The sequence below is a fragment of the Lactimicrobium sp. genome (assembly GCF_036453465.1).
Lineage (GTDB): Bacteria > Bacillota_I > Bacilli_A > Erysipelotrichales > Erysipelotrichaceae > Bulleidia.
In genome coordinates, this window is sequence record NZ_JAZHUW010000024.1 from 1 (window position 1) to 23,250 (window position 23,250).

At 45.8% G+C, this 23,250-nt stretch carries 22 protein-coding genes; 13 read left to right on the forward strand and 9 right to left on the reverse strand.

Annotated features, from left to right (window positions below; translation table 11 throughout):
• Positions 1 to 132 precede the first annotated feature (132 nt).
• A complete protein-coding gene (locus tag SOI44_RS06970; protein ID WP_331348490.1) occupies positions 133 to 1,320 on the reverse strand; it encodes an MFS transporter in 1,188 nt (395 codons plus the stop codon).
• A 222-nt stretch (positions 1,321 to 1,542) separates the two neighbouring features.
• The gene (locus tag SOI44_RS06975) at positions 1,543 to 1,959 is read right to left on the reverse strand and encodes a nucleoside 2-deoxyribosyltransferase (RefSeq protein ID WP_331348491.1); all 417 of its coding nucleotides are present in this window, start codon (positions 1,957 to 1,959) and stop codon (positions 1,543 to 1,545) included.
• A 48-nt stretch (positions 1,960 to 2,007) separates the two neighbouring features.
• Between SOI44_RS06975 and SOI44_RS06980 the strand changes: the two genes are divergently transcribed.
• The 6 genes from SOI44_RS06980 (at position 2,008) to SOI44_RS07005 (ending at position 8,075) form a co-directional block, all read left to right on the forward strand.
• Positions 2,008 to 2,553: an NUDIX hydrolase gene (locus tag SOI44_RS06980; protein ID WP_331348492.1), complete on the forward strand. Its 546-nt coding sequence runs from the start codon at positions 2,008 to 2,010 to the stop codon at positions 2,551 to 2,553.
• Entirely contained in the window at positions 2,550 to 4,571 is a 2,022-nt protein-coding gene (locus tag SOI44_RS06985) for an alpha/beta hydrolase family protein (RefSeq protein WP_331348493.1), read from the forward strand. Before SOI44_RS06980 ends, SOI44_RS06985 begins: the two co-directional genes overlap by 4 nt.
• 66 nt (positions 4,572 to 4,637) lie before the next feature.
• Positions 4,638 to 4,787 carry a six-cysteine ranthipeptide SCIFF gene (gene scfA / locus SOI44_RS06990; RefSeq protein WP_331348494.1) on the forward strand — a complete coding sequence of 50 codons (150 nt, stop codon included), beginning with the start codon at positions 4,638 to 4,640 and terminating at the stop codon, positions 4,785 to 4,787.
• A gap of 82 nt (positions 4,788 to 4,869) precedes the next feature.
• Complete coding sequence (scfB, locus tag SOI44_RS06995) at positions 4,870 to 6,294, forward strand: thioether cross-link-forming SCIFF peptide maturase (RefSeq protein ID WP_331348495.1); 1,425 nt, start codon at positions 4,870 to 4,872, stop codon at positions 6,292 to 6,294.
• Between the two features lie 132 nt (positions 6,295 to 6,426).
• Positions 6,427 to 7,545, forward strand: a complete 1,119-nt coding sequence (locus SOI44_RS07000) for an AAA family ATPase (protein ID WP_331348496.1) — start codon at positions 6,427 to 6,429, stop codon at positions 7,543 to 7,545.
• The gene (locus SOI44_RS07005) at positions 7,542 to 8,075 is read left to right on the forward strand and encodes a GNAT family acetyltransferase (protein ID WP_331348497.1); all 534 of its coding nucleotides are present in this window, start codon (positions 7,542 to 7,544) and stop codon (positions 8,073 to 8,075) included. The genes SOI44_RS07000 and SOI44_RS07005 overlap by 4 nt, the downstream gene beginning before the upstream one ends.
• Before the next feature lie 360 nt (positions 8,076 to 8,435).
• On the opposite strand, the gene SOI44_RS07010 is transcribed toward SOI44_RS07005, so the two are convergent.
• A complete protein-coding gene (locus SOI44_RS07010; protein ID WP_331348498.1) occupies positions 8,436 to 9,671 on the reverse strand; it encodes an ATP-binding protein in 1,236 nt (411 codons plus the stop codon).
• A gap of 190 nt (positions 9,672 to 9,861) precedes the next feature.
• Between SOI44_RS07010 and SOI44_RS07015 the strand changes: the two genes are divergently transcribed.
• Positions 9,862 to 10,089 carry a hypothetical protein gene (locus SOI44_RS07015; protein WP_331348499.1) on the forward strand — a complete coding sequence of 76 codons (228 nt, stop codon included), beginning with the start codon at positions 9,862 to 9,864 and terminating at the stop codon, positions 10,087 to 10,089.
• Positions 10,090 to 10,102: 13 nt separating this feature from the next.
• On the opposite strand, the gene SOI44_RS07020 is transcribed toward SOI44_RS07015, so the two are convergent.
• Positions 10,103 to 11,536: an aminotransferase class I/II-fold pyridoxal phosphate-dependent enzyme gene (locus SOI44_RS07020; protein WP_331348500.1), complete on the reverse strand. Its 1,434-nt coding sequence runs from the start codon at positions 11,534 to 11,536 to the stop codon at positions 10,103 to 10,105.
• Between the two features lie 65 nt (positions 11,537 to 11,601).
• Between SOI44_RS07020 and SOI44_RS07025 the strand changes: the two genes are divergently transcribed.
• Together SOI44_RS07025 and SOI44_RS07030 are read left to right on the forward strand one after the other, a co-directional pair.
• Entirely contained in the window at positions 11,602 to 13,350 is a 1,749-nt protein-coding gene (locus SOI44_RS07025; protein ID WP_331348501.1) for an ABC-F family ATP-binding cassette domain-containing protein, read from the forward strand.
• Positions 13,351 to 13,430: 80 nt separating this feature from the next.
• Positions 13,431 to 14,816, forward strand: a complete 1,386-nt coding sequence (locus tag SOI44_RS07030; RefSeq protein ID WP_331348502.1) for an ATP-binding protein — start codon at positions 13,431 to 13,433, stop codon at positions 14,814 to 14,816.
• Here SOI44_RS07030 and SOI44_RS07035 read toward each other — a convergent pair whose 3' ends face one another.
• Positions 14,817 to 15,860: a threonine aldolase family protein gene (locus SOI44_RS07035; RefSeq protein WP_331348503.1), complete on the reverse strand. Its 1,044-nt coding sequence runs from the start codon at positions 15,858 to 15,860 to the stop codon at positions 14,817 to 14,819. It abuts the gene before it with no gap.
• A 110-nt stretch (positions 15,861 to 15,970) separates the two neighbouring features.
• Between SOI44_RS07035 and SOI44_RS07040 the strand changes: the two genes are divergently transcribed.
• Together SOI44_RS07040 and SOI44_RS07045 are read left to right on the forward strand one after the other, a co-directional pair.
• Complete coding sequence (locus SOI44_RS07040) at positions 15,971 to 16,855, forward strand: LysR family transcriptional regulator (protein ID WP_331348504.1); 885 nt, start codon at positions 15,971 to 15,973, stop codon at positions 16,853 to 16,855.
• 64 nt (positions 16,856 to 16,919) lie between these two features.
• Positions 16,920 to 17,735, forward strand: a complete 816-nt coding sequence (locus SOI44_RS07045; RefSeq protein WP_331348505.1) for a Cof-type HAD-IIB family hydrolase — start codon at positions 16,920 to 16,922, stop codon at positions 17,733 to 17,735.
• Between the two features lie 47 nt (positions 17,736 to 17,782).
• Here SOI44_RS07045 and SOI44_RS07050 read toward each other — a convergent pair whose 3' ends face one another.
• The 4 genes from SOI44_RS07050 to SOI44_RS07065 all read right to left on the reverse strand — a co-directional run bounded on the left by SOI44_RS07050 (position 17,783) and on the right by SOI44_RS07065 (position 21,996).
• The gene (locus SOI44_RS07050) at positions 17,783 to 19,030 is read right to left on the reverse strand and encodes an ABC transporter permease (RefSeq protein WP_331348506.1); all 1,248 of its coding nucleotides are present in this window, start codon (positions 19,028 to 19,030) and stop codon (positions 17,783 to 17,785) included.
• Positions 19,027 to 19,917, reverse strand: coding sequence for an ABC transporter ATP-binding protein (locus tag SOI44_RS07055; protein WP_331348507.1), 891 nt, complete (start codon positions 19,915 to 19,917; stop codon positions 19,027 to 19,029). Before SOI44_RS07055 ends, SOI44_RS07050 begins: the two co-directional genes overlap by 4 nt.
• A gap of 96 nt (positions 19,918 to 20,013) precedes the next feature.
• A complete protein-coding gene (locus SOI44_RS07060; RefSeq protein ID WP_331348508.1) occupies positions 20,014 to 20,760 on the reverse strand; it encodes a MurR/RpiR family transcriptional regulator in 747 nt (248 codons plus the stop codon).
• A 27-nt stretch (positions 20,761 to 20,787) separates the two neighbouring features.
• Entirely contained in the window at positions 20,788 to 21,996 is a 1,209-nt protein-coding gene (locus SOI44_RS07065; RefSeq protein WP_331348509.1) for an MFS transporter, read from the reverse strand.
• Positions 21,997 to 22,124: 128 nt separating this feature from the next.
• Between SOI44_RS07065 and SOI44_RS07070 the strand changes: the two genes are divergently transcribed.
• The gene (locus tag SOI44_RS07070) at positions 22,125 to 22,691 is read left to right on the forward strand and encodes a DJ-1 family glyoxalase III (RefSeq protein WP_331348510.1); all 567 of its coding nucleotides are present in this window, start codon (positions 22,125 to 22,127) and stop codon (positions 22,689 to 22,691) included.
• Positions 22,688 to 23,245: a DJ-1/PfpI family protein gene (locus SOI44_RS07075; protein WP_331348511.1), complete on the forward strand. Its 558-nt coding sequence runs from the start codon at positions 22,688 to 22,690 to the stop codon at positions 23,243 to 23,245. The genes SOI44_RS07070 and SOI44_RS07075 overlap by 4 nt, the downstream gene beginning before the upstream one ends.
• The last annotated feature ends 5 nt before the right edge of the window (positions 23,246 to 23,250 follow it).

Genomic DNA, 23,250 nt, shown 5'->3' on the forward strand with positions numbered 1-23,250 from the left:
GGTGAAAAAATATCATTACACAATCATCTATGCTGGCAATCAAAATTCGCCAATTTGTTAATATGCCCTTTAGCGTAAACAAGCCACAATCAGAGAATAAATAGACCCACTGTGCAAAAACAGCATCTTTATTTATGACTTCTTTTCAATTTTTGTGATGCCGGCAATCATCAGTATCGTACCGATCATGGATACGGCAGTGCCGATGGCAATGACCGTATGTACGTCGAAGTGCTGGAAGAGCTGGCCGCCGATGAAGGAGGACAGCAGACCGCCAACAGTCGTGGTGGCTGCCATAACAGCCTGTCCTTTGTTGCGGTCTTCCCCGGCAACAATCTCATTGGCAAAGTAGACACTGCCCGGGACAAGGATGGCATAGGACAGCATCTGCAGGACCATGGCAAAGTACAGCATGCCGATATTAGAAGCAAACAGGATGATCACATGTTTGATGGAATACATGATGGCAGAAAACAGCATCAGCTTATTGATGGAAGCTTTCTTCATCAGCCAGGCAAATACGAACATGGTTGGCAGTTCACACATGGCCTGAATAAACAGGGCGGTTCCCTGATAGCCTTCCACGCCTGCCTGCTGGCCGCCGAGAATCGCTGCAATGATCTTAGCCAGATACGTATTGACCATCATGTGGCAGAAATACAGCATGACCATGGCGATGGCTGGAAGAATAATACTTTGATATTTCCGAAAGAAACGGATATAGCCGATGCTTTCCTGCTTTGTTCCTTCACTTTTTTCATGGATGGGATCCGGCATCAGCTGGATCAGCAGTAAGGTAATCAGTGCAAAGACAAGCAGATACCATGGCATGACTGCTTTGCCAAATTTACCCCACAATGTTCCTAATAAGGAAGAGCCAACGGCATAGGCTGCTGAGCCAATGCCTCTGCCAATGCCATAGTTGATCGCATGCCCCTGCTTTTCATAGGCAAAGGCAAGGGAATTGAAGAATGGAAAGCCGGAAGAGCACATCGTAAAGCAGAAAATGACCAGAATGCACAGCAAGGGCAGATTCTTAACAAAGAGCAGCAGCACAGCCAGCACCGCTGCCAGAACCATGGTCAAAGAGATGAATGATTTCTCGTTGAGCTTTTCAGACGCATCAATCACAGATCCAAATGCAGTCTGAATGATCAGACCGACGAGAGAAACACAGGTGATGACAGTGCCGGCCATGCCATCAGACAGACCGGACTGAGACAGGAAATTGTATGCATATCCGCCCACAGCTACCACCAACATCATGTAAGCAGCAGACACCAGTGCATACTTGGCATTCAGATATGAATATGACCGCATAGCACATTACCCCTCTGTCCACTATTCTAGCATGAAAGCGGTTACCTACACTGTATGGATTTCTTACATGTTTCTTAACTTTCTCGCTTTGAAAAAAATAGGAAGCAGGCAGGAAAGTAAATTGCTGCAGCATTCACATATGATATTTCACTACATACCAAAAACAGCAGATATCCCCATGTTATGTGAGTATCTGCCATTTCACTTCAAAATAATTACTTGTTACTTGCTGAGAATTTCGTGGATTTTCTCAAACAGTTCTTCTTTTGTCTTATAGGGATAGATCTGGAAGTAGGGATCTCCTTTGATCATGGCAGAGAGCTGGCATTGTTCCGGTCTGTAGAAGACATAGACGGGTTTGCTCAGCTTTTCTGCATAGGCAAGTTCATAGCCGACACCTAAGGAAGGGTGTGTGCCTTCGGCGATGACGAGGTCGCATTCCTTGAGCCAGTTGGTATCCTGGGTATAGATGAGATTGTCTTTGTCTCTTTCCTGTTCATGGATGGATCTTGTCAGATCACCGACATGTTCGGTCAGGACGATATCTGTTTTTTCGATGAAGGCGATGGCATCTTTGTACAGCTGTGCATCTTCTCTGCCGCCGCGGATACTGCCGGCAAAATATACTTTTTTCTTCATGTGGGACTCCTTTTGCATTACTATACTCGCGAAAGGGAGATCTTTGTTATGAATCTGGATGAAAAGACGTTGAAGCAGGAATCTGTGTATGATGGCATTATCCTGCATGTACATAAGGATGTGGCAGAGATGCCGGATGGCACCACTGCCCCTCGTGAAGTGGTGGAACATCCCGGGGGTGTTGGCATTGCGCTTGAAGATGAGTCCGGCAAGTTCTTTCTGGTCAGCCAGTACCGCTATGCCCAGCATGAAGTGACTTTGGAGTTCCCGGCTGGCAAGAAGGAGAAGGGAGAAGATCCGCTTACGACTGCCAAACGTGAAATTGTCGAGGAAACCGGGTATGAGGGGACTGACTGGTATTATCTTGGCAAGATTTATCCGACACCGGCCTATGATTCTGAGGTGATTGATCTCTACTATGCCCGCCAGGGGAAGTTTGTGGGCCAGCACATGGACGATGATGAATATCTGTCTGTGTCTAAAATGACATTATCTGAGCTGACTGATAAAATAGCTGATGGTAAGATTCCGGATGCCAAGACGGTGAGTATGACGTTTCTGGTGAAGGAATGCAAGGAAAGAGGCCGTATATGAGTGAGAAGATAACGATTCATGATCTTGTAACGTATAAGTACGTGGAAAATCTGCAGTATAGTCCGGATGGCAGAACACTTGCCTGGCAGGTGGCGTATGCGGATGAAAAAAAGAATACATATAAGCGTGATGTATGGATGCTTCGCGATGGCAAACCAGTGCAGCTGACAAGCACATTGGATGCGTCTATTGTCTGCTGGGAAGATAACAATACGCTGCTGCTGTCCCGCTCGACGGCTGATACGGCTGCTTTGACAACAGATCTTTACCGCATTCATATCGATGGCGGTGAGGCACAGAAAGCTGTGACCCTGCCGTTTGCCTTAGGCTCCATGAAGAAGGTGAAGGATGGCGTGTATGGCGCTCTTGGCACCATTGACATGCATAATCCGGATGTCTATCTGATGGATGAAGAAGGCAGAAGGAAGTATGCGGATGATGTGAAGAAAGAACATGAGAGCTATCAGGTTGTGGATGAAGTACCTTACTGGTTCAATGGCCGCAACTTCACCAATGGCAGCCGTACGGCACTGTTTGTTGTGGAGATGAATCCGTTCAAGGTGAAACGTGTGACATCTCCTTCCTTTGATACAGATGCCATGCTGGTGGATGGTGATCGTATCATTTATGCTGGCAATGAGCGTGAACGCAGACAGTCTTTGTATAACAGGATCTATGCCTATGATGTTAAAACCGGCAAGACGGAGACCATCTATGGCAAAGATGGCATGAGCTTCAATAATCTGTTCCTGCTTGGCGGTAAGCTGTGCGGCCAGGCATCTGATCTCAAGGAATATGGCGTTAATGAAACCGGCAAAGTAGTCCGTATTGAGAAGGACAAGCTGGAAGTCATCTTCAAGCCGGAGATTTCTCTGTATGATTCTGTCATCGGTGATACTACTCTTGGCGGCGGCAAAGAATCCACGACTGTCAAGAATCACTGGATCACTATTGCCACCAAGGACTATTACACTGTCCTGTTTGACTTTGACAAGAAGTTCTCCCGCAAAGAGATTTCCACGCAGGGTGTCAATGCCTACTGCCTGGATGCCAATGAGGATACGATTGCCTTTGCCGGCCAGGACTGGAATCACCTGTCTGAGATCTATGTGATGGGCCGTGACGGCTCCAATCTCAAGAGAGTAACCTCCTATAATGATGAAGCTCTGAAGGACAAGTACATTGCGCAGCCGCAGAAGCTTGCCTATACATCCCAGGGTGAAGTGCTCAATGGATGGGTGCTGCTGCCAAAGGGATACAATGAAAAGAAGAAGTATCCGGCTGTGTTTGATATCCATGGCGGTCCGCGTGCTGTGTATGGTGAGATGTTCTTCCATGAGATGCAGGTGTGGGCAAGTGAGGGATACTTTGTGTTCTTCACAAATATCCGTGGATCAGATGGACGCGGTGATGCCTTTGCGGATATCCGCGGCAAGTATGGTGATGTAGACTACCAGAATCTGATGGATTTCATGGATGTGGTACTCAAGAAGTATCCGGCCATTGATCCAAAGAAGGTTTGTGAGACCGGCGGCTCCTATGGCGGCTTCATGACCAACTGGATCATCACTCATACCGACCGCTTCTGCGCGGCTGCTTCCCAGCGTTCCATTTCCAACTGGATTTCCATGTCCTTCATCAGTGATATCGGCCCGTATTTCGGTGCGGATCAGAATGCGGCAGATACACCGTTTGAATATGACAAGCTCTGGGAACATTCCCCTTTGAAATATGCGGAGAATGTCAAGACACCGACCCTGTTCATCCATTCCGATGAAGACAGACGCTGCCCGCTGCCCGAAGGCATGCAGATGATGCAGGCACTGGCAGTAAGGAACGTTGAGACCCGCATGTGCATTTTCCATGGTGAAACCCATGAGCTGTCCCGCAGCGGCAAGCCTCTGCACCGTATCAGAAGAATGCAGGAGATCACTGACTGGTTCAATGACCATACCGGCAATGTAAAGAAAGAAAAGAGTGCAAAAAGTACAAAGAAAGAGGCATCTTCGAAGAAGTAAAGACTGTTGTCAGCTTGACACAGATGCTACAATACTTGAAAGACAAGGAAAGAGAGGATTGTACAAATGAAGCATATTGCAACATTGAATACCCGTGATATGGCAAAGTCCGTCAATAATGGCGGCTGTGGTGAGTGCCAGACGTCCTGCCAGAGTGCATGCAAGACATCCTGCGGCATTGCCAATCAGAACTGTGAGAACAAGAACAACAAGTAAGTTGTTGTCCGGGGTATGAAGAATGATGGGCCGGAGCGGCACTGGTGCTGTTCCGGTCTGTTTGCGTTTTGGAGGATTGATCATGATTCATCAGTACAAACTAAATGGATATAACATCGTTCTGGATGTGTACAGTGCTTCTGTTCATGTCACGGATGATATGGCATATGATGCCATTGCTCTTCTGGACAAGGGTATGACAAAGGATGAGGCAGAAAAGGAAATTGCAGCAAAGTATCTTGGCAAGCAATTGCAGGATACCGATGGCAATCCTGGTGAGATCGTTACCCAGCAGGATATAAATGACACCTTTGATGACATTGATACCCTGATTGCGCAGAAGAAACTGTTCACCGAGGATACGTTTGCACCACTGGCAGGCAAGCTGAAGAACAATTCCAATGTCATCAAGGCACTGTGCCTGCTGGTTGCCCATACCTGCAATCTGAACTGTTCCTACTGCTTTGCCAGCCAGGGAAAGTATGATAACAAGACCGGTCTGATGAGCTTTGAAACAGGTAAAAGAGCACTGGATTTCCTGATTGAAAACAGCGGTACAAGAAGAAATCTGGAAGTGGACTTCTTCGGCGGGGAGCCGCTTGTCAACTTTGAGGTATGCAAACAGCTGGTTGCCTATGCCCGCTCCATTGAGAAGGAAAAGGGAAAGAACTTCCGTTTTACGCTGACTACCAATGGCGTCAATCTGAATGATGAGGTCATTGAATGGGCTAACAAGGAGTGCTACAACGTCGTGCTCTCATTGGATGGCCGCAAGGAGGTCAATGACCGTTTCCGGGTAGATAAGGCAGGAAATGGCTCGTATGACCGCATTGTGCCGAACTTCCAGAAACTGGTCAAGGCACGCGGCGGCAAGGGCTATTATATGCGCGGCACATTCACGCATTACAATACGGACTTTACCAATGATATCTTCCACATGGCAGATGACCTTGGCTTTGATGAGCTGTCCATGGAACCGGTGGTAGCTGATCCCTCTTCTCCTTCTGCTTTGACAAAGGAAGATCTGCCGAAGATCTTTGAACAGTATGAGATTCTGGCCAAAGATATGATCAGAAGAGAAAAAGCAGGCCATCCGATCACGTTCTATCATTACATGATCAATCTTGAACATGGCCCGTGCATCTATAAGCGAATCTCAGGATGTGGTTCCGGTACGGAATATCTTGCCGTCACGGCACAGGGTGATCTGTATCCATGCCATCAGTTTGTGGGTGATGAAGCCTATAAGATGGGCAATATCTGGGATGGCGTGACCAATACAAAGCTGCGGGATGCGTTCCGTTCGTGCAATGTGTATGCCCGCCATGATTGTGATAACTGCTGGGCAAGGCTGTATTGTGCCGGTGGATGTGCTGCCAATGCCTATCATGCCACGGGTGATATCCATGGTACGTATGAGTATGGCTGTGAGATCTTCCGCAAGCGGATTGAGTGTGCGATCATGATCAAGGCAGCCGAGGCTGCCATGCAGGCGGAACAGGAATAGACAATCAGATTATTTGTCGTATTCAGGCTGGGCGCAGGCTCAGCTTTTTATATTCTCAAAGAATTAAAATATAAACAATAAATATGGTTAAGAATGAATGATATGTTAAAATTCAGCTGTGAGGTAACGGTTATGAAGCTATTACGTGTCAAAGCAGATTGCTTTAAAAACTGTATCAGTGGCTATGAAATTGACTTTGTAGCCAGATCAAAAAAGACAGCTGAAGATAAGGAATATGAGCTGCAGGAAGTGGCAGATGGATTATTTGTGTACAACACTCTGGCTGTTGTAGGAAAGAATGCCTCTGGAAAGACAACGGCAATGGAACTTCTGGATGCGGCATATTCAATCCTGGGAACGTTCCGCCTGGAGGGTAAGAGCTACAGTTATGACAATGTCCGGCTTACATTGGACTTCTATCATGATGGGTTTATCTATCGGTATGACTGTACTTTGATGGATGCGGATGCCATGGGAAGCAAGGCCGTTTTCAAGGAACAGCATATTCAAAGAAAGAAATATTATAAGACCCGAATCGGGAAGATTTATGAAGATGCCGGGTTTGAAAAAGTAAAAGCAGATGGTATTCTTCCGGACGATACATCAGATCTGTTTTTCATTTTGCAGAAAAAAGAGACGCGGGCAATCTATTTTGACAGCTTTGGAAATGGTGCAGATACGTACCGGCTGACCTTTGCGGCTATGGAGGACTATCACATTTCTGTGGATATACTGACAAAAATCATTTCGATCTTTGATGAGAATATTTCTGAAATCAGCAGAATCGATGAGCATAATTACCAGATTGTATTCAGCGGTCAAAAGCAGATCATATCGGATAAGGAACTGATCTATAAGCTCTCCAGTGGAACAACAAAAGGAATGCTGCTGTATATTCTGATGGCAGCGTCATTACAGAATGGATTTGATCTGATTGTTGACGAGATTGAAAATCATTTCCATAAGACTTTGGTCGAAAACATGATCAGTCTGTATAAAGACAAAAGCGTAAATCGTCATGGTGCAACGTTAATTTTTACAACACATTACTGTGAACTTCTGGATCTCTTTAACCGGCAGGATAATATCTATATTGCAAAAGCAGAGGGAAAGGTGACTCTCACCAATATGTACAGTGGATACCATGTCCGCTCAGAGCTGTTAAAAAGCCGTCAGTTCTATAGTAATGTTTTCCAGACTGCTGTAAATTATGACGAACTGATGGCGTTGAAAAAGGAGCTGAAGCGATGAAACTCCTGATCATGTGCGAAGGCCCAAACGAAAAGAAAATCATGGAAATCCTGCTTGCCAATGGATGTCTGAAATTTTCAGAGGATGATCTATTGGGATTGACAATCTACCATGCCCGGCAGATCCGGACATCTGCTCAGGTAAGAACAGAACTGAATATTTATCCAGGCAAGGTGAAGGTAATCAGAATCGGTGATAAGCAAAGTGATATTCTGAGAATCCCATCAGAATACAAGTCGAAGATTCAGTCTGTCGAAAAATATTGTACGAAGCCAGAACTTGAAATGCTTTTGATTATTGCAGAAGGAATGGAGTCCGATTTTGCAAAAGTTAAATCTAAAGTCAGTCCAAAATCGTATGCCAAGACACATATTTCATTTCATGGCAGAAAATACGATAACAGTACGGAATTTTACGAGGAATACTTTGAAGGAAGGCCCGAACTTCTGATGAAATGCATTCGTATATATCGCAAGATCAACGGAGCTCACGAAAAGGATGAACATTATCTGGAAGAGCTTCTGAAATAGAAGACCAGACACAAGAGGCTACTATCAACAATAGAATCTATCGGTGAATGATACCAAGCCTTTTCTCTACATCTTCCAATGTAAGCCATCCATTTTCTTCGCCTGATGTTCTGCCTTTTGTAAGTTCATCAAAAAGGATGGATGCAGCTTGTTGTGATGTCTCTTGAGAAATCTCCTTGGCATTTGGTCCCAATTCGAACATATAAATAAAGATTGTTTCTTTCTGCGGTGCCGTAATCTTAATGCTTATTGAATGTGCAATCATGATCAAGGTAGCAGAGGCTGCCATGCAGGCGGAACAGGAATAGACAATCTGATTAGAAAAATATCCACGGGAAAACCTGCGGGTATTTTACATCTTCAGATATACCATGCTGGCAATGCGAGAACATTATCACGCAGTGCACCTGGGTGAGAACACAGACAGACAACAGCACCCATACCCCGCTTTTTCTCTGGTATTTTGTCCAGGATCTGGAATGCGGATGTCATGGCAGCGATTGGCCTGCTGCTTAATTTGATCTCAACGGGGTGGAGAACGCCGTTTTCTTCAATAATCAGATCAATCTCTGATTCACTTGATACGGACTTATCCTTTCCACGGTAATATGAGACGAAATAACGATAATCAATTCCACGATTGGAATAACTTTTCAGAATTTCTGAAATGACATATGTTTCGAAAAAAGCACCGTTCATAGCACCGTTAGCCAAAGTGTCCGTGGTCAGCCATCTTGTCAGGTAAGCAGCCAGACCAGTATCACGAAAATATAGTTTTGGTGTTCTGACAGCACGCTTGAGAACAGAGGCGGTATATGGTTCTAACAGATAAACGATGCCGGATGCCTCCAGAATAGAAATCCACCGTTTAACAGTAGCTGCATCTTTTCCTATTTCATTGGCAATATTGGCATAGTTAAGCATTTCTCCTGTTCTGGCAGCACATGCCACCATGAACTTTCTGAATGTTTCCAGGTCCTGAACTGCTGAAAGCTGACGCACGTCACGCTCCAGATATGTTTTTACATAGCTGGAATAATATATCTGCCAGTCAACAGATGGATCCTGCAGCTGAGGATATCCGCCCCGGTGGATTATTTCCCAGATATTGGCTGGCTTTTGAACTGTTTTTTCTCTGTTTGCAACGTAAGACATTGTTGGTACAAAGGGATCATGAAATGGATCATTCATCGTCTCACGAAGAGAAAGCGGTGCAAGCTCAATAATTGCAACTCTTCCTGCAAGTGACTCTGAAGCAAGCTCCATCAGAGAAAAAGGCTGTGATCCGGATAGCAGAAAAATACCATTTTCATTGCTTTTATCACATGCCATTTTGATATATCGGAAAAGAGTTGGCACTCGCTGAACCTCATCCATCAGAATCGGAGGCTGATTGAGCATCATGAACATCTCTGGATTCTGCTTTGCCTGATCCTCCAGATATTCATCATCAAAGGTAATCTGCTTTCTGTCCGGAAACAGTTCCTTTAACATCGTTGATTTTCCTGTCTGCCTGGCTCCGGTCACCAGAACGGCTTTAAAGGATTTTTCCGAAGATGTGACAATATCTTCTATATGTCTGTGAATGTAGTTCATATATCCTCCTTTGGCTAATCACGAATCAAATTCTTGATTAGCCATATTATAGCATGGCAAAATTGAAATCCTCATCTTCATCGGTATTCTACAAGACGATGTGGCAGCACTGGCAGACGCATGATCTCATTTTTATTTTCATTAGACAATGTATTGGTGCATGATATGTAAGTATAAAAAGGAGGATTCTATGGCTGCTGAAACAGCAAATGTACTGGCATGCGCTGAGCCAGAGGTAAAAACGGAAAGTATTGTGAATCAGCCTGTGATTCCGTCTGACTCGGTTTCCTGGAAAGATCTGACAAAAGAGCAATTTAACCAAATGATGCAGACAGGACTGGAACAAGCCAAAGCAGGAAATTCAAAACCTGCTGATGTGATCCTGGATCATGTGAGAAAACAGATCAGAAACCATTGACCATCGAATCATCTTATTTGCATACTTCCAGATGATGTGGGAAGCCATGGCTTGCGGATACAACCTGCAGACCTGCTTCCTGCATCTTTTTAAGATAAGAAAGCTGTTCTCTGGTAATATTTTCACCCGAAACAAGAATCGGAATACCGGGGGGATAGGCAAAGATGGCTTCTCTTGCAATTCTGCCAATGGCTTTATCTGGCTCAACATTCTCAGCCTCTTTTTCCAAAGCCTGGCATGGTGATAAGGCACCTGTGGTGATGGTGCTGTCTGTTATGAAACTTTCTTGCATATTTTCCTGCTTGTTGAGTCTGGCATCGATTTCCAGCAATGCTTTTTCCAGTCTTGCAAAGCCCGTATCTGTATCGGCCACACTTGTCATTGCCAGCACAGCATCCATGCGGGTATATTCTGTTTCCAGATGATAGGTTTCTCGTAATGTTTTTGAAAGCTCTGGTCCGGTGATATTGGTTCCTTTTGTACTGATCAATATCTTGCCTGGGTCAAAGTCATAGAAGCCGGGATGATTTTCTTTTATATCATTGCCATGGCAGAGAATGTGCAGATTCTGCAGATTTTTCATCTGTTGATCGAAGTTGTTTAATCTCTGCCAGTAGGCATCAAACAATTCTCTGCCATGGTCCTGCATCAGATGAATGCACTGATCACAGCTGCAAACCAGCACATAGCTTGGTGAGCTTGTCTCTTCGACCGCAATCATTCTTTTTACGCTATTTGGATCAATTCGATCTGAACATACATGCAGGATGGCTGTCTGGGTCAGGCAGGGAAGTGTTTTATGCAGACTCTGCACAACCCCATCTGCACCTGTTTCGGTGGCACTTTCAGGAAATCTTTGATCAAAGGTAAGATGAGCACCATGGGCTTCATCGACTAATAGGCTTGCATTGTGGCTGTGAACAATGCTGGCAATGCCTTTGATATCGGACAGCACACCTTCATAGGTTGGTGAAACAAGAATAACAAGCCGGATGTCCGGATATTGTGCGAAGGCCTGCTGCACCTGTTCAGGTTTTATGGAGGCACAGATGCCATCTTTGTCCATCTTTGGCCATAGATAAACAGGATCCAGTCTTGCCAGGGCAATGGCATTGTAGATGGAGATGTGACAGTTTCTTGCTACAAGCACTTTCTGATGCGGCTTTGACATGGCCAGAATAGATGCAATCAAAGCACCTGTGGAACCATTGACTGTATAAAAGGAATACTTGCTGTGGAAAAGCTGTGCTGCCAGCTTCTCAGAATCTCTGATCCATCCTTCTTTATCATCGGGCCTGTGCAGATCATCCAGGCCGTCAATCTCCGTGGCATCAAATCCATACGGATTCATCATGTGCATCAACTCTGTATTGCGCTTATGGCCAGGCATATGGAACGGATACATATCACTTTCTGCGTACCTGATGTACTTGTCATAGAGTGTCATAAGTGCCTCCTTTTGGTGCAGTATTCTTTTGTTCGTGTACAATAACACAGGAATTGAGGTGGATCATGTTACTGTCTTTGGAAAATGCCAGTTTTAAATATAATACCGAACCGATTCTGGACCATGTGAACTTTGTTGTCAATGACCGTGACAAGTGGGGTGTGGTTGGCAGAAACGGTGCCGGAAAGAGTACGTTTCTTGCTGTGATGGCACAGAAGCAGAAGCTGGATAAGGGTGAGATTACAACAAAGAAGGATCTGGTGATTTCCTACTGCCCGCAGAACAGTGAGTTTCCTTGTGGCAGAACGATCTTTCAGACCGTTCAGGATAGTTTGAAAGAAAAGGTGGAGGATTATCAGATCCAGTCCATCCTGAATAAACTTGGCTTAACGGATTATGATGTGATGACGGATGTGTTATCAGGCGGCCAGAAGAAGCGCCTGGCTCTGGCCATTGCCTTGATTAAGAAGGCAGATCTTTACCTTCTGGATGAGCCTACCAACCATCTTGATCAGCAGATGATCCTGTGGCTGGAGAAGTATCTGATGAAATCGGATAAGGCCGTGGTGCTGGTAACCCATGACCGCTATTTTCTTGCCCGGATTACCAATCATATTGTTGAAGTAGACCATGGCCATCTCTATTGCTATACAGGTGATTATGCGGATTATCTCGAGCAGCGTGAAATCCGAAGGGAGCAGGCAGAAGCGAGCAGAGCCAAGCGGCAGAACTATCTGCGCCATGAGATTGAATGGATCCGGGCTGGTGCCCAGGCAAGAAGCACCAAGCAGAAAAGCAGAATCCAGCGCTATGAAAAGATTGCGGCTATCAAGGATCCTGCCAAGGAAGAAACCCTGCAGTTACAGGCAGGCGTTACCCGGCTTGGCGGCAATACGATCCTGCTGGATGATGTGTCCAAGTCATATGGGGATCATGTGCTGTTCTCTCATTTCAGCTATGAAGTACAGCACCATGACCGCATCGGCATCATCGGCCCCAATGGCTGTGGGAAAAGTACACTGTTAAAGGTCATTGTTGGACAGATCAAACCGGATACAGGCACGGTGCGCATTGGTGAAACCGTGAAGATCGGCTACTTTGCACAGCATAATGAAGTCTTCAAGGAACAGGAAAGAGTCATGGACTATCTGGAATCCTTTGGCCATACCATCACAACCGCGGATCATGAAACCATCACAGCCAGCCAGATGCTGGAAAGATTCCTGTTTCCCAAAGAGAAGCAGTACCAGCCCATTGCCAAATGTTCCGGCGGTGAAAAAAGAAGACTGTATCTCTGCAGTATCCTCATGCAGTCTCCCAATATTTTGATTCTGGATGAACCGACCAATGATCTTGATACCGATACATTAACCATCCTGGAAAGCTTCTTACAGGATTTCCCCGGTGCAGTGCTGGCTGTATCGCATGACCGCTATTTTCTGGACCGCATTGCCGAACGGCTGTTTGTCTTCAATCATGGCACAATCGAAATCCATCAGGAAAGCTATTCCGACTACCTGGACGCGCAGGAAGAAGAAAAGAGTGAAGGGAAAGCAAAGAATAAAGAAATTCGAAAGACAGCATCTTCCAAGCCAGCCAACCGTCTGAACTACATGGAAAAGAAGGAATTGGAAAAGCTGGAAAAAGAGATTCCAGCGGCAGAAGAAAACGTAAAGACACTGGAAGAGCAGCTGAACAATGTGACGGATTATCCTGAAATCCAGAAGATCAGTGCCGATCTGGAAGCAGCCCGGAACAAGATGGATGAGATGGAAGAGAGATGGATGGAACTGTCTGAAAAGGCAGAAAACTGAGCAGAAGGCATATTGTAATTATACTTAGATGATTTATACTTAGGTTAGCCTAAGTATAATCAGACTAAGTGAGGCATGATATGCGCTTTATTGGCAGAGAAAAAGAAACAGAAGATCTGATGCAGGTGTTGTCAGATGATCGCCAGGCTGCGGTTCTTGTATATGGAAGACGCAGGATTGGCAAGAGTGAATTGATTCGCCACTGCCTGGAACAAATGAATTGCAGGCAGGTTGTATTTCAGTGCCGGCAGGTTACGGAAGCACAGAATATGCAGGCATTTTCAGAGGCAATTGCATATTCTCTTTCGATGCCTGGCCTGTCCTTTTTGAATCTGAATGATGCATTGAAATTTCTGTTTGCAGCAGCTGAAAAAGAAAAAATCATTGTTGTTCTTGATGAATATCCATTTCTGCGGAAACAGATTGAGGGGTGTGACAGTATTATTCAGGCTTTTCTGGATGCTGGCCTGCATACCTCTAAGCTGAAACTGATTCTGTGCGGCTCCTATATTGACGTTATGAAATCACTGCTGGAATACGAAAATCCTCTTTATGGCAGATTTTCGCTGGTCATAAAGCTGAATCAGATGGATTATCTTGTATCATCAGAATTTTATCAATCATATAGCAATGAAGATAAAGTGAAGATGTTCAGTGTTTTTGGAGGCGTACCATATTACAATTCACTCATTGATACCAATCTGAGTGCCGATGATAATATCATCAAGCTTGTACTGAAAGAAAATGCACCTCTGCAGAACGAAGTTGACCTGTATCTGCGCAATGAGATCAGTAAACTTGAAAATGCCAACAGTGTTTTTAATGCCATTGCGGCAGGCAAAACAAAGTTTAAGGATATCTATACTGCATCAGGTCTTTCAACGGACGCATCATTGAACAATATGCTGACGAAACTGTCAGAAATGGAAATGATTACCAAGGAGTATCCGATTAATAAGCCGAATGACAAGAAAAAGGCAGTGTATCGGATTTCAGATCCACTGTCAGATTTCTATTTCCGTTATATTTTCCGAAATCCGGTCAGGATCCAGGTGATGGGTCCAGAAGTTTTCTTTCAACGGATTGTACGTAAAGATTTTGAAGAACAGTATATCCCAAAACAGTTTGAGAAAATCTGCAGACAGTTTCTGATCCGAATGAACAGAGCTGGGAAAATTGATCCGCCGTTTGAAGAGATTGGCAAATATTACTATGACAATCCAGCAGATAATGAAAATGGTGAGTTTGATATTGTCACAAAAGATGAGAAGGGCTGGATTTTTTATGAGGCAAAATACAGGAAAAAGCCTGTAACAGATGCCATGATTGCCAGTGAAGAACAGCAGGTAAACAAGTCCCCTCTGCATGCATATGATTTTGGATTCTTCTCAAAAAGCGGTTTTTCTTTGTCTGAGAAACATACTGAAAAGCTGTATACACTCGAGGATATGTATCAGAAAATTTAATCAGACATTCTCCCGGATGATCTTACACAGTTTATCCACATCTTCTTTTGTGGTGGACCAGCTTGTGGCAAAACGGACAACAGTATGGGTTTCATCATACTTCTCCATGTAACTGTAAACTGCCTTCTCACCTAATTTCTCCAGTTTATCGTTTGCAATGATGAAGAAGATCTGGTTGGTTGGGGAGTCAAAGTATAATTGATAGCCGTCTTTGACCAGTTCCTGCTTGATCTGTTCTGCATATCTGATGGCATTTTCGCCAATGTGCATGTAGAGATCATCCTTGAACAGCTCATCAAACTGGATGCCAAGCAGCCATCCTTTGGCCAGCAGGGCGCCATCCTGCTTGATGATCGTAAAGAAGTGAGGAATCAGGTCCGGATTGGGAATAACAACGGCTTCACCAATGAAAGCGCCGCACTTGGTGCCGCCGATATAGAATGCATCACACAGTCTGGCAAGATCAGAAAGAGTCACATCATTTTCCTTTGCGGCAAGGGCATAGGCCAGTCTAGCTCCATCCACATATAAAGGCAGATGATATCTGTGGCAGACCACAGAGATGTCTTCTAATTCCTGCTTGGAATACAATGTGCCGAATTCGGTGGGCTGTGACAGATAGACCATGCCTGGCATGACGATGTGGTCATGATTGCCATCGTTGTAATAATCCTGCATCATTGTTTCAATCTGATCTGCACTGATCTTGCCAAGCTTTCCCTTGATTGTCAGCACCTTGTGGCCGCCATGTTCAATCGCGCCGGCTTCATGCACACTGACATGACCGCTGTCTGCCGAAATCACACCCTGATAGGATTTCAGCAGGGCACCAATCACAACCGCATTGGCCTGAGTGCCGCCGGAAAGAAACTCCACTTCTGCCTTTTCACAATCACAGGCTTTGCGGATTCTTTCCTTTGCCCGCGCACAGATCTCATCCATGCCATAACCTGCTCTTGCCTGCAGATTTGTCTTTGCCATTGCCTCAAGTATTGTCGGATAAGCTCCACACTGATAATCAGAAGCCATCATGATCTTTTCCATATGTACTGTCCTCCTTTGGACAGCTACATGATAGCCGTCATACTATCATGACGCAAACGATAAAAAATCATATTTATCATGATAAAATGTCATGGATAGAAGGTGAATGTATGGACCTGAACAAATATGAGGCATTCCTCAGTGTGGCAGACAGCGGCAGCTTTACGGCTGCCGGCAGAATCCTTGGCTATTCACAATCTGGTATCACCAGAATGATTGCGTCTTTGGAACAGGAGCTTGGCTTCTCTCTTTTCATCCGCAGTAAGAAAGGCGTCGAACTCAGTGAGAATGGAAAACTGATGATGCCGGTGATCCGCAATGTGGTCAAGGCAGGCAGATCCGCACAGGAACTTGGCGCACAAATACGAGGCGTCATCACCGGTACCATTGCCCTTGGCTGCTATTTCAGTGTCTCAGCAATCCTGCTGCCGGATATTCTCAAGTCCTTTGAGACCCAATATCCCGGCATTCAGATCCGCATTCATGAAGGCGGCACTTCTGATATTGCCAGATGGCTGGATCAGGGATCCATCGAAATGGCCATCTGTGCAAGACCAAAGACAGAATCTGAATACAAGTGGATTCCTCTGATGCAGGATGAGATGGTTGTCTGGCTGCCAAAGAACCATCCTAAAGCGAGCCTGAAAGCTTTTCCTGTTCATGACATGGAAAAGGAACCTTTCATCCATACCTCTCCTGACCGTGATACCGATCAGGATCGTATCATCGCCAAAGAAGGGCTGCATATGAATGAAAAGTATACAACCCAGGATGGCTTTACAACATGGAATATGGTGGCGGCAGGTCTTGGCATCAGTTTCAACCAGACGTTGATCTCCAGAAAGTGGCAGGGGGATGTTGTACTGGTGCCAATGAAGCCAAGACAGTACATTGAAATGGGCATTGCACTGCCGGAAGGCTCCGGAAACTCACCGGCGGTCAAAGTGTTTATCCGCCACATCAAGGAATGTCTGGATAAACAGGAAAACAAGTAAGCAGCACTGGCATTCCTGTTGCTACAGGCGCACAATGAAAGCAGAAAGACTGCAGGAGGATAATATGTATCGTTTGATTGCATGTGATCTGGATGAAACACTTCTGAGAAAAGATAAGACGGTATCATTGGGAAACCGGAAAGCTATTGCGGATTTTGAAGCAGCCGGAGGCATCTTTGTATGTGCAACCGGCCGGCCGTTCTGGACAGCTGAAGGAACATTGAAAGAAATCGGGCAGTACAGAAGAAAGGGATCGTATGTCATTTCCTTCAACGGCGGTGCCATCACAAGAAACGAAGATGACAAACTTCTCTTCTTTGCCGGCATTACCTATGAGCAGGCAGATAACCTGTTTGTCAAAGGAAAGCAGTATGATGTCTGCCAGCATATCTATACTCTGGATACGGTCTGGGCATACAACATGAATCCAGGTGAGATGGATTATCTCAACGGCAGACAGGCATTTACCGAATTTGATCATGAAGATCTGTCTTTTCTCAAAGGGCAGGATATCGTCAAGTGTCTGTATGAAAACACAGATACGGATTATCTGCACAGGATTGCAAAAGAGCTGGATCCAATGACAGCTGACATGGATGTCAGCTACTCTTCCAACCGCTATCTGGAATTCAACAAGAAAGGTGTAAACAAAGGCACCGGCCTTCAGCACCTTGCCAGCATCCTTGGCATTGATATCAAAGATACCATTGCTATTGGCGACAACTACAATGATCTAAGCATGATCAAAGATGCCGGCCTTGGTGTTGGTGTTGCCAATACAGTAGAAGAAATGAAGCCATTGTGTGATGTGGTCACTGAGCATACGTGTGAAGAGGATGGTGTGGCTGAAGTGATCTACAAGTATGCTTTGAACCAGTAAGAACAGAAATCGGAAGAAGATAACAAAAAAGGGCACGCGCCCTTTTCTTATGCTTTCCAGATCATCTTTATCAGTGTAAATGGCTTGATCTTCTGGCCATACATCAAGACACCTGTACGGTAGATTTTCGCTGACAGTTTGCCAACCAGGAAGACGGATATCACCAGGATCACAATGGACAGTGTGATTTCCCATGCTGGTACTGTAGGCATGGCAATTCTTGTGAACATGACCATGGGTGAGGTGAATGGGATGTAGGAACATACCTTGATGAAGGTGTTGTTGAGGTTGCCGGATGACATGGCGAACATGGCAATCATGAAGCAGATGACCAGGATCATGGTAATGGGTGTGACGGCTGTGCCAAGGTCTTCAATGCGGGATACAGTCGAACCGATGGCACCGAACAGGAAGGCATAGATGAGTAAGCCCAGCAGGAAGAAGATGATCATATAGCCAAGCAGTGAGCCGGGAATATTGAAGATGGATGCCAGCAGGGAATTGGATGTCCAGATGGACTTGTTCATCTTGGCAAAGATGATAGCAGATCCAAAGATGACAGTGATCTGGAAGATGCCGGCCAGACATGCCGAGATGACTTTGCCAAACATCAATGAGGTTGGTGAAGCACTCGATATCAGAAGCTCCATGGCCCTGGAGTCTTTCTCGGCTGCTACTCTGGAGGCCACCATCTGTCCATACATGGCAATGACGGTATACAAAGCCATGACCATGATATAGGCATAGATGAAGGTGGAAGACATGTCTGAGCCAAGATTGACAATGTCATGAGACGCGCTCAGCTGCAGAATGGCACTGGCTTTGGATGATGATACGTTTTCTTCCTCCAGGGCTTTCTGCTGCAGCATGCTTGTAAAGATGCCGTCAAATACACTTGTGTTGGCATCATACATGGACTGGTCCTTGACATAGTAGGTATACCGGGAAAAATCAGAAGAATTGATCATCACCGCCCCATCCAGTTCATCATCCTTGACCTGTTTCTGCAGGGTGTCGGCATCATCACTGACAAACTGGATATCATCGGTTGGCAGTGCCTTTTTGATGGCACTCTGAATGGCATCTGTTTCACTCTGATCAAAGCTATTCCAGTCAGCACTGACGGCAATCGTATTATTGCTCAGAGAAGAAGGTGTCAGGATGTTCTTGATCAGCTTTGGCACAAACATGATTAATGCCATGATGATCACAGCAATGATCGTGACTGCCTTGAAAGCCTTGGAAGAAAAGATTTCCTTGAGCTCAAAGCGCAGAATGATTCCAAACTGTTTCATGCCTTTTTCTCCTTTCCGGCATAGCTTACAAAGATTTCTGCCAGTGTCGGCATCATGACACGCATCTCATCCAGGTCATAATTCTCACTTAATGCCTGCATGAGTTCATGCTTGTTATTCTCATCTGTCATGGTGATAATGGCACCATCCATCTCAAAGGGCTCAGCCTGATACTTTGCAATAATTTCAGAAATATTCTTACTGCGCACAAGCAGCCGGTTCTGCGGATAAGAGGCACGGATATCATTCAAGGTGCCATCCAGCACAATCTTTCCATCCCGCAGAATGGCAATATGATTGCAGAACTCTTCAATATAATTCATCTGGTGGCTGGAGAAGAACACTATTTTTCCCCTGGCAATCTGTTCCTTGACGGCATCCTCCAGCACCCGGGCATTGACCGGATCCAGACCGGAGAACGGCTCATCCAGAATGACAATGTCCGGATCATGAACAAGTGCAGTGATCAAGGCAGCCTTCTGCTGATTGCCCTTGGAAAGGGTATCCAGCTTCTTATTGGCATAGGCATCCAGATCAAACTTCTTCAGCCAGGCCATGCACTGCACCTTCGCATCTGAATAGGACATGCCCTTTAACTGCGCAAAGTAAATCAACTGATCCAGAATCTTCTTCTTGGGATACAGTCCCTTTTCCTCCGGCAGATAGCCGAACCTGACCTTCTTTCTGTCAATCGGCCTGCCATCCAGCAGGATTTCACCACTGTCAGCCGGGAAAAGGCCTAAAAGAATACGGATGGTTGTTGTTTTGCCGGCACCATTGCGGCCCAATAGTCCCAGTGCACTGCCGCTTTCTGCCTGCAGGCAGAGATCCTTTAAAACCTGTTTGCTGGTAAAGGATTTCTGTAAATGTGATATGGTCAGTTTCATCAGACAATCTCCTGTGAGTGTCTATATTATACAGGAGAGAGTATCGTCATTTGCTTAAGAATACGTAAAGACGTGGTAAAGAAAAAGGAAAACAAGTCAGTGCCTGTCTTCCAGATATGTCTGTGTGATCAGATCTGCCATATACAGCAGTGTATAGGGATGGCTTGCCTTATCCAGATGAGATGGATAGCGGATAAACAGGCTGGTAAGACCTGGATACATGTTCTGCCCGCCGCTGATCATGATGACCGGGGCATTGATATGCAGCTGGCCGTTTTCGCTGATATCAAAATAGCTGCCTGTATAGCTGAACAGGATGATCAGTTCTTCTTTTCCTGCCCGTTTGATGCAGTCCATCTGCTGGGCATGGGAAAACAGAGTAGCCGCATCTTTGCCGGCAAGACATAGATCATCGGCAAGACAGATAGCTGCAGCCTCTGCTTTCATCAATCCGAATACCCAGATCTTTTGATAATGATCAATGGCCTTTGCACACTGGCGGATGGCATGCATATCCACCTGTGAAGCCAGATCCAGGCCCAGGACAATCTCATCATGGATCATAGTGCGGCTGTCTTGCTTTGTTTTATCAATCCGGGCCGGTCTGTCCAGCCCTTCTTTGAGCATATCCCGCAGAGAGGAAAAGTCCTCAAAGCCAATGTCTTTGACAAAGCGGGATACCGAGGCAATTCCGACATGGGCACCATCGGCCACTGCCTTGATGGACAGCTGGTCAGGATCAGACTGGTGCAGCAGCCATCTGGCAATGGCGGCATTGGCGGAATCTGGTTTTTCACTGGCAATTTCATTCAGCAGGATCACTGCCGGTTTTCCATAGATCATATGAATGCACTCCTGCATTCATGATAATCACAATTGTACGGTTCTGATCACTTTTTCTTTCAAAGCATGATTCTGCAGGGCAAGTGATGCCAGGTCGATGGCATCAATGAAGATGGCAATGTATAAAGCAGGCAGATAAGACTGGGTAAAGTCATAGAAATAGCCGATCAGCGGCAGAGACATGGCACTGCCGGCACTGACCATGAAGGCAAACTTTGGATAGAGAATGCTGTAGGCAGTCGGTGGAAACAGCTGTCTTGTTAATAAGGAGATGCCAACGGCACCAACTGAATAGACGCTGCCAAACAGGAAGGCACCAATGGCAGAAAGGGGGAAACTGGCAAGCTTCATGCCTGCTGTCAGGATGAACAAGCTGGCAATGTTAATGAGGATCATGATGGTACATGCATGTATGGCATCCCTGCGGTCAGAGAGAATGCCAATGATCAGTTTGGAAAGGATATTGCCGGCCATTGCGCACGTCAATAACAGGGCACCCTGTTCCAGTGTCATGCCGCTGGCTTCCCCCATGCCGGACAGATGCTGGCAGATGCCGGTCAGGGATGTATGCAGCAGAGAAAAGACGGCAAGCAGAATAAAGCTGAGAGAAATCATCGTATGGATATCTCTATGGGACTTTGTCTGGCTGGTTTTCTTCTGCACTTGTTCTGCTTCATAGGAAATTCCCATGATGACAGATGGCAGTAAACATATGGCAATGATGGCTGCCTGCAGGAAGTAGGCATTGCGCCATCCATAAGCGGTGATGCATTGGGCAAGCAATGGGGAACAGATGGCACCGGCAATACCGGAAAAGGCAAGTACAAAGGATGTGATGGTGCCGGTTCGTTTGTGCCATTTCTGTGCAATGAGGATGGTGACCGGGACATTGGCACACAGGGATGCGGCTGCACCGCGCAAAATGCCAAGAAGATAGAACCAGACAACCTGAGAGACACATCCCATCAGGATGGTGGAGACACACATGCCCACAAGACAGACAACACATAGAAGCCGGTAAGAAATTCTCTTCATCAGATCCGGCACAATAAGAGAGCCAAGTGCCCAGGCAAGCATGGATAGCGAGGCATGCATGGCAAAGGTTCCTCTGGCAATGTGCAGGGAGGTACTGACAACTGTATAGAAGACACCCGGTGTATTGCCATTGATACCGATGGAAGCGGCGGTCATCCCGCATAAGATCAAAAGTGTTTTTGCAGTTTCCTGTTTCGTCATGTTCATCACCTCAGCCATATTTATAAATAGACAGCAGGATTCATGGCGGTATTTCCACAATCTGGAAATCTCAACATTCCTTTTGTCATCTGCCTATTCTTACAGGTGTCACAAGGAGGCTGAGGACAATGAAAAAAGCCATTTTGATTCTTCCGGATGGATGTGAGGAAGGCGAAGCACTGACCATTGTGGATGTGCTGCGCAGAGCAGAAGTAAACTGTGCAATGTGTGCATTGAAAGACAGAGAAGTCACAGGTGCCTGGGGTAATGTGATCCGGGCAGACCGTGTATTGAATGAAACAGATACGGATGCGGATATGATCATTCTGCCGGGTGGATACAAGGGGGCAGAGAACATGTGCAGTGATGAAACGCTGCAGGCAGTATTAAAGCAGATGAATCATGATAAAAAGAAGATTGCGGCCATCTGTGCAGCACCGCTGGCTCTGCAGAAAGCGGGTATTCTGAAGAATCATCAATATACAAGCTATCCCGGCATCAAAGACAAGCTGATGGATGGCACCTGGCGTGATGAACTTGTTGTCAAGGATGGAAACCTGATCACATCACAGGGACCGGCGCTGGCATGGCGGTTTGCTTATGCACTTGTCAAAGAACTGGGCATTGATCCAAAACCGGTGAAGTCGAGAATGGTATATGACAAGGCATTTGATGAGAAAGGAGAACAGGCATGAAAAAGGCAGCGGTATTGATGATGGAAGGCTTTGAAGAAAGCGAAACGATTCAGATTGTGGACCTGCTGAGAAGAGCAGGTGTCATAGTTACAAAGTTCTGTTTTCATGAAGACCTCTGGGTGCATTCCATGCAGGGCATGGATATCAAGGCAGATGCACCATTTGATCCGGAGACTGTCAGAAGATATGACATCATCATTGTGCCAGGCGGCAGAACTTCCTGGACAAAGCTGATGGACAATACAGATGTCATGAATACACTGCGCTGGTTCAATGAGAACAATAAGCTGATTGGTGCCATGTGCTCTGGCACCAAAGTGGCACATGCGGCTGGTGTAATGAAAGGAAAGACAGTCACAGGTTATACAGGCTATGACAAGGTGCTGACCGATGGAAATTTCGTGGATGCTCCGGCGGTCTGGGATCAGAACCTGATTACCTCACCTGGGCCGGCCACCCCATATCCCTTTGCCTTTAAGATCATGGAAGCTCTTGGCATTGACAATACACAGTTAAAGCAGCGTCTTCTGTACAACAATGCAGGCGGCAGATAATACAA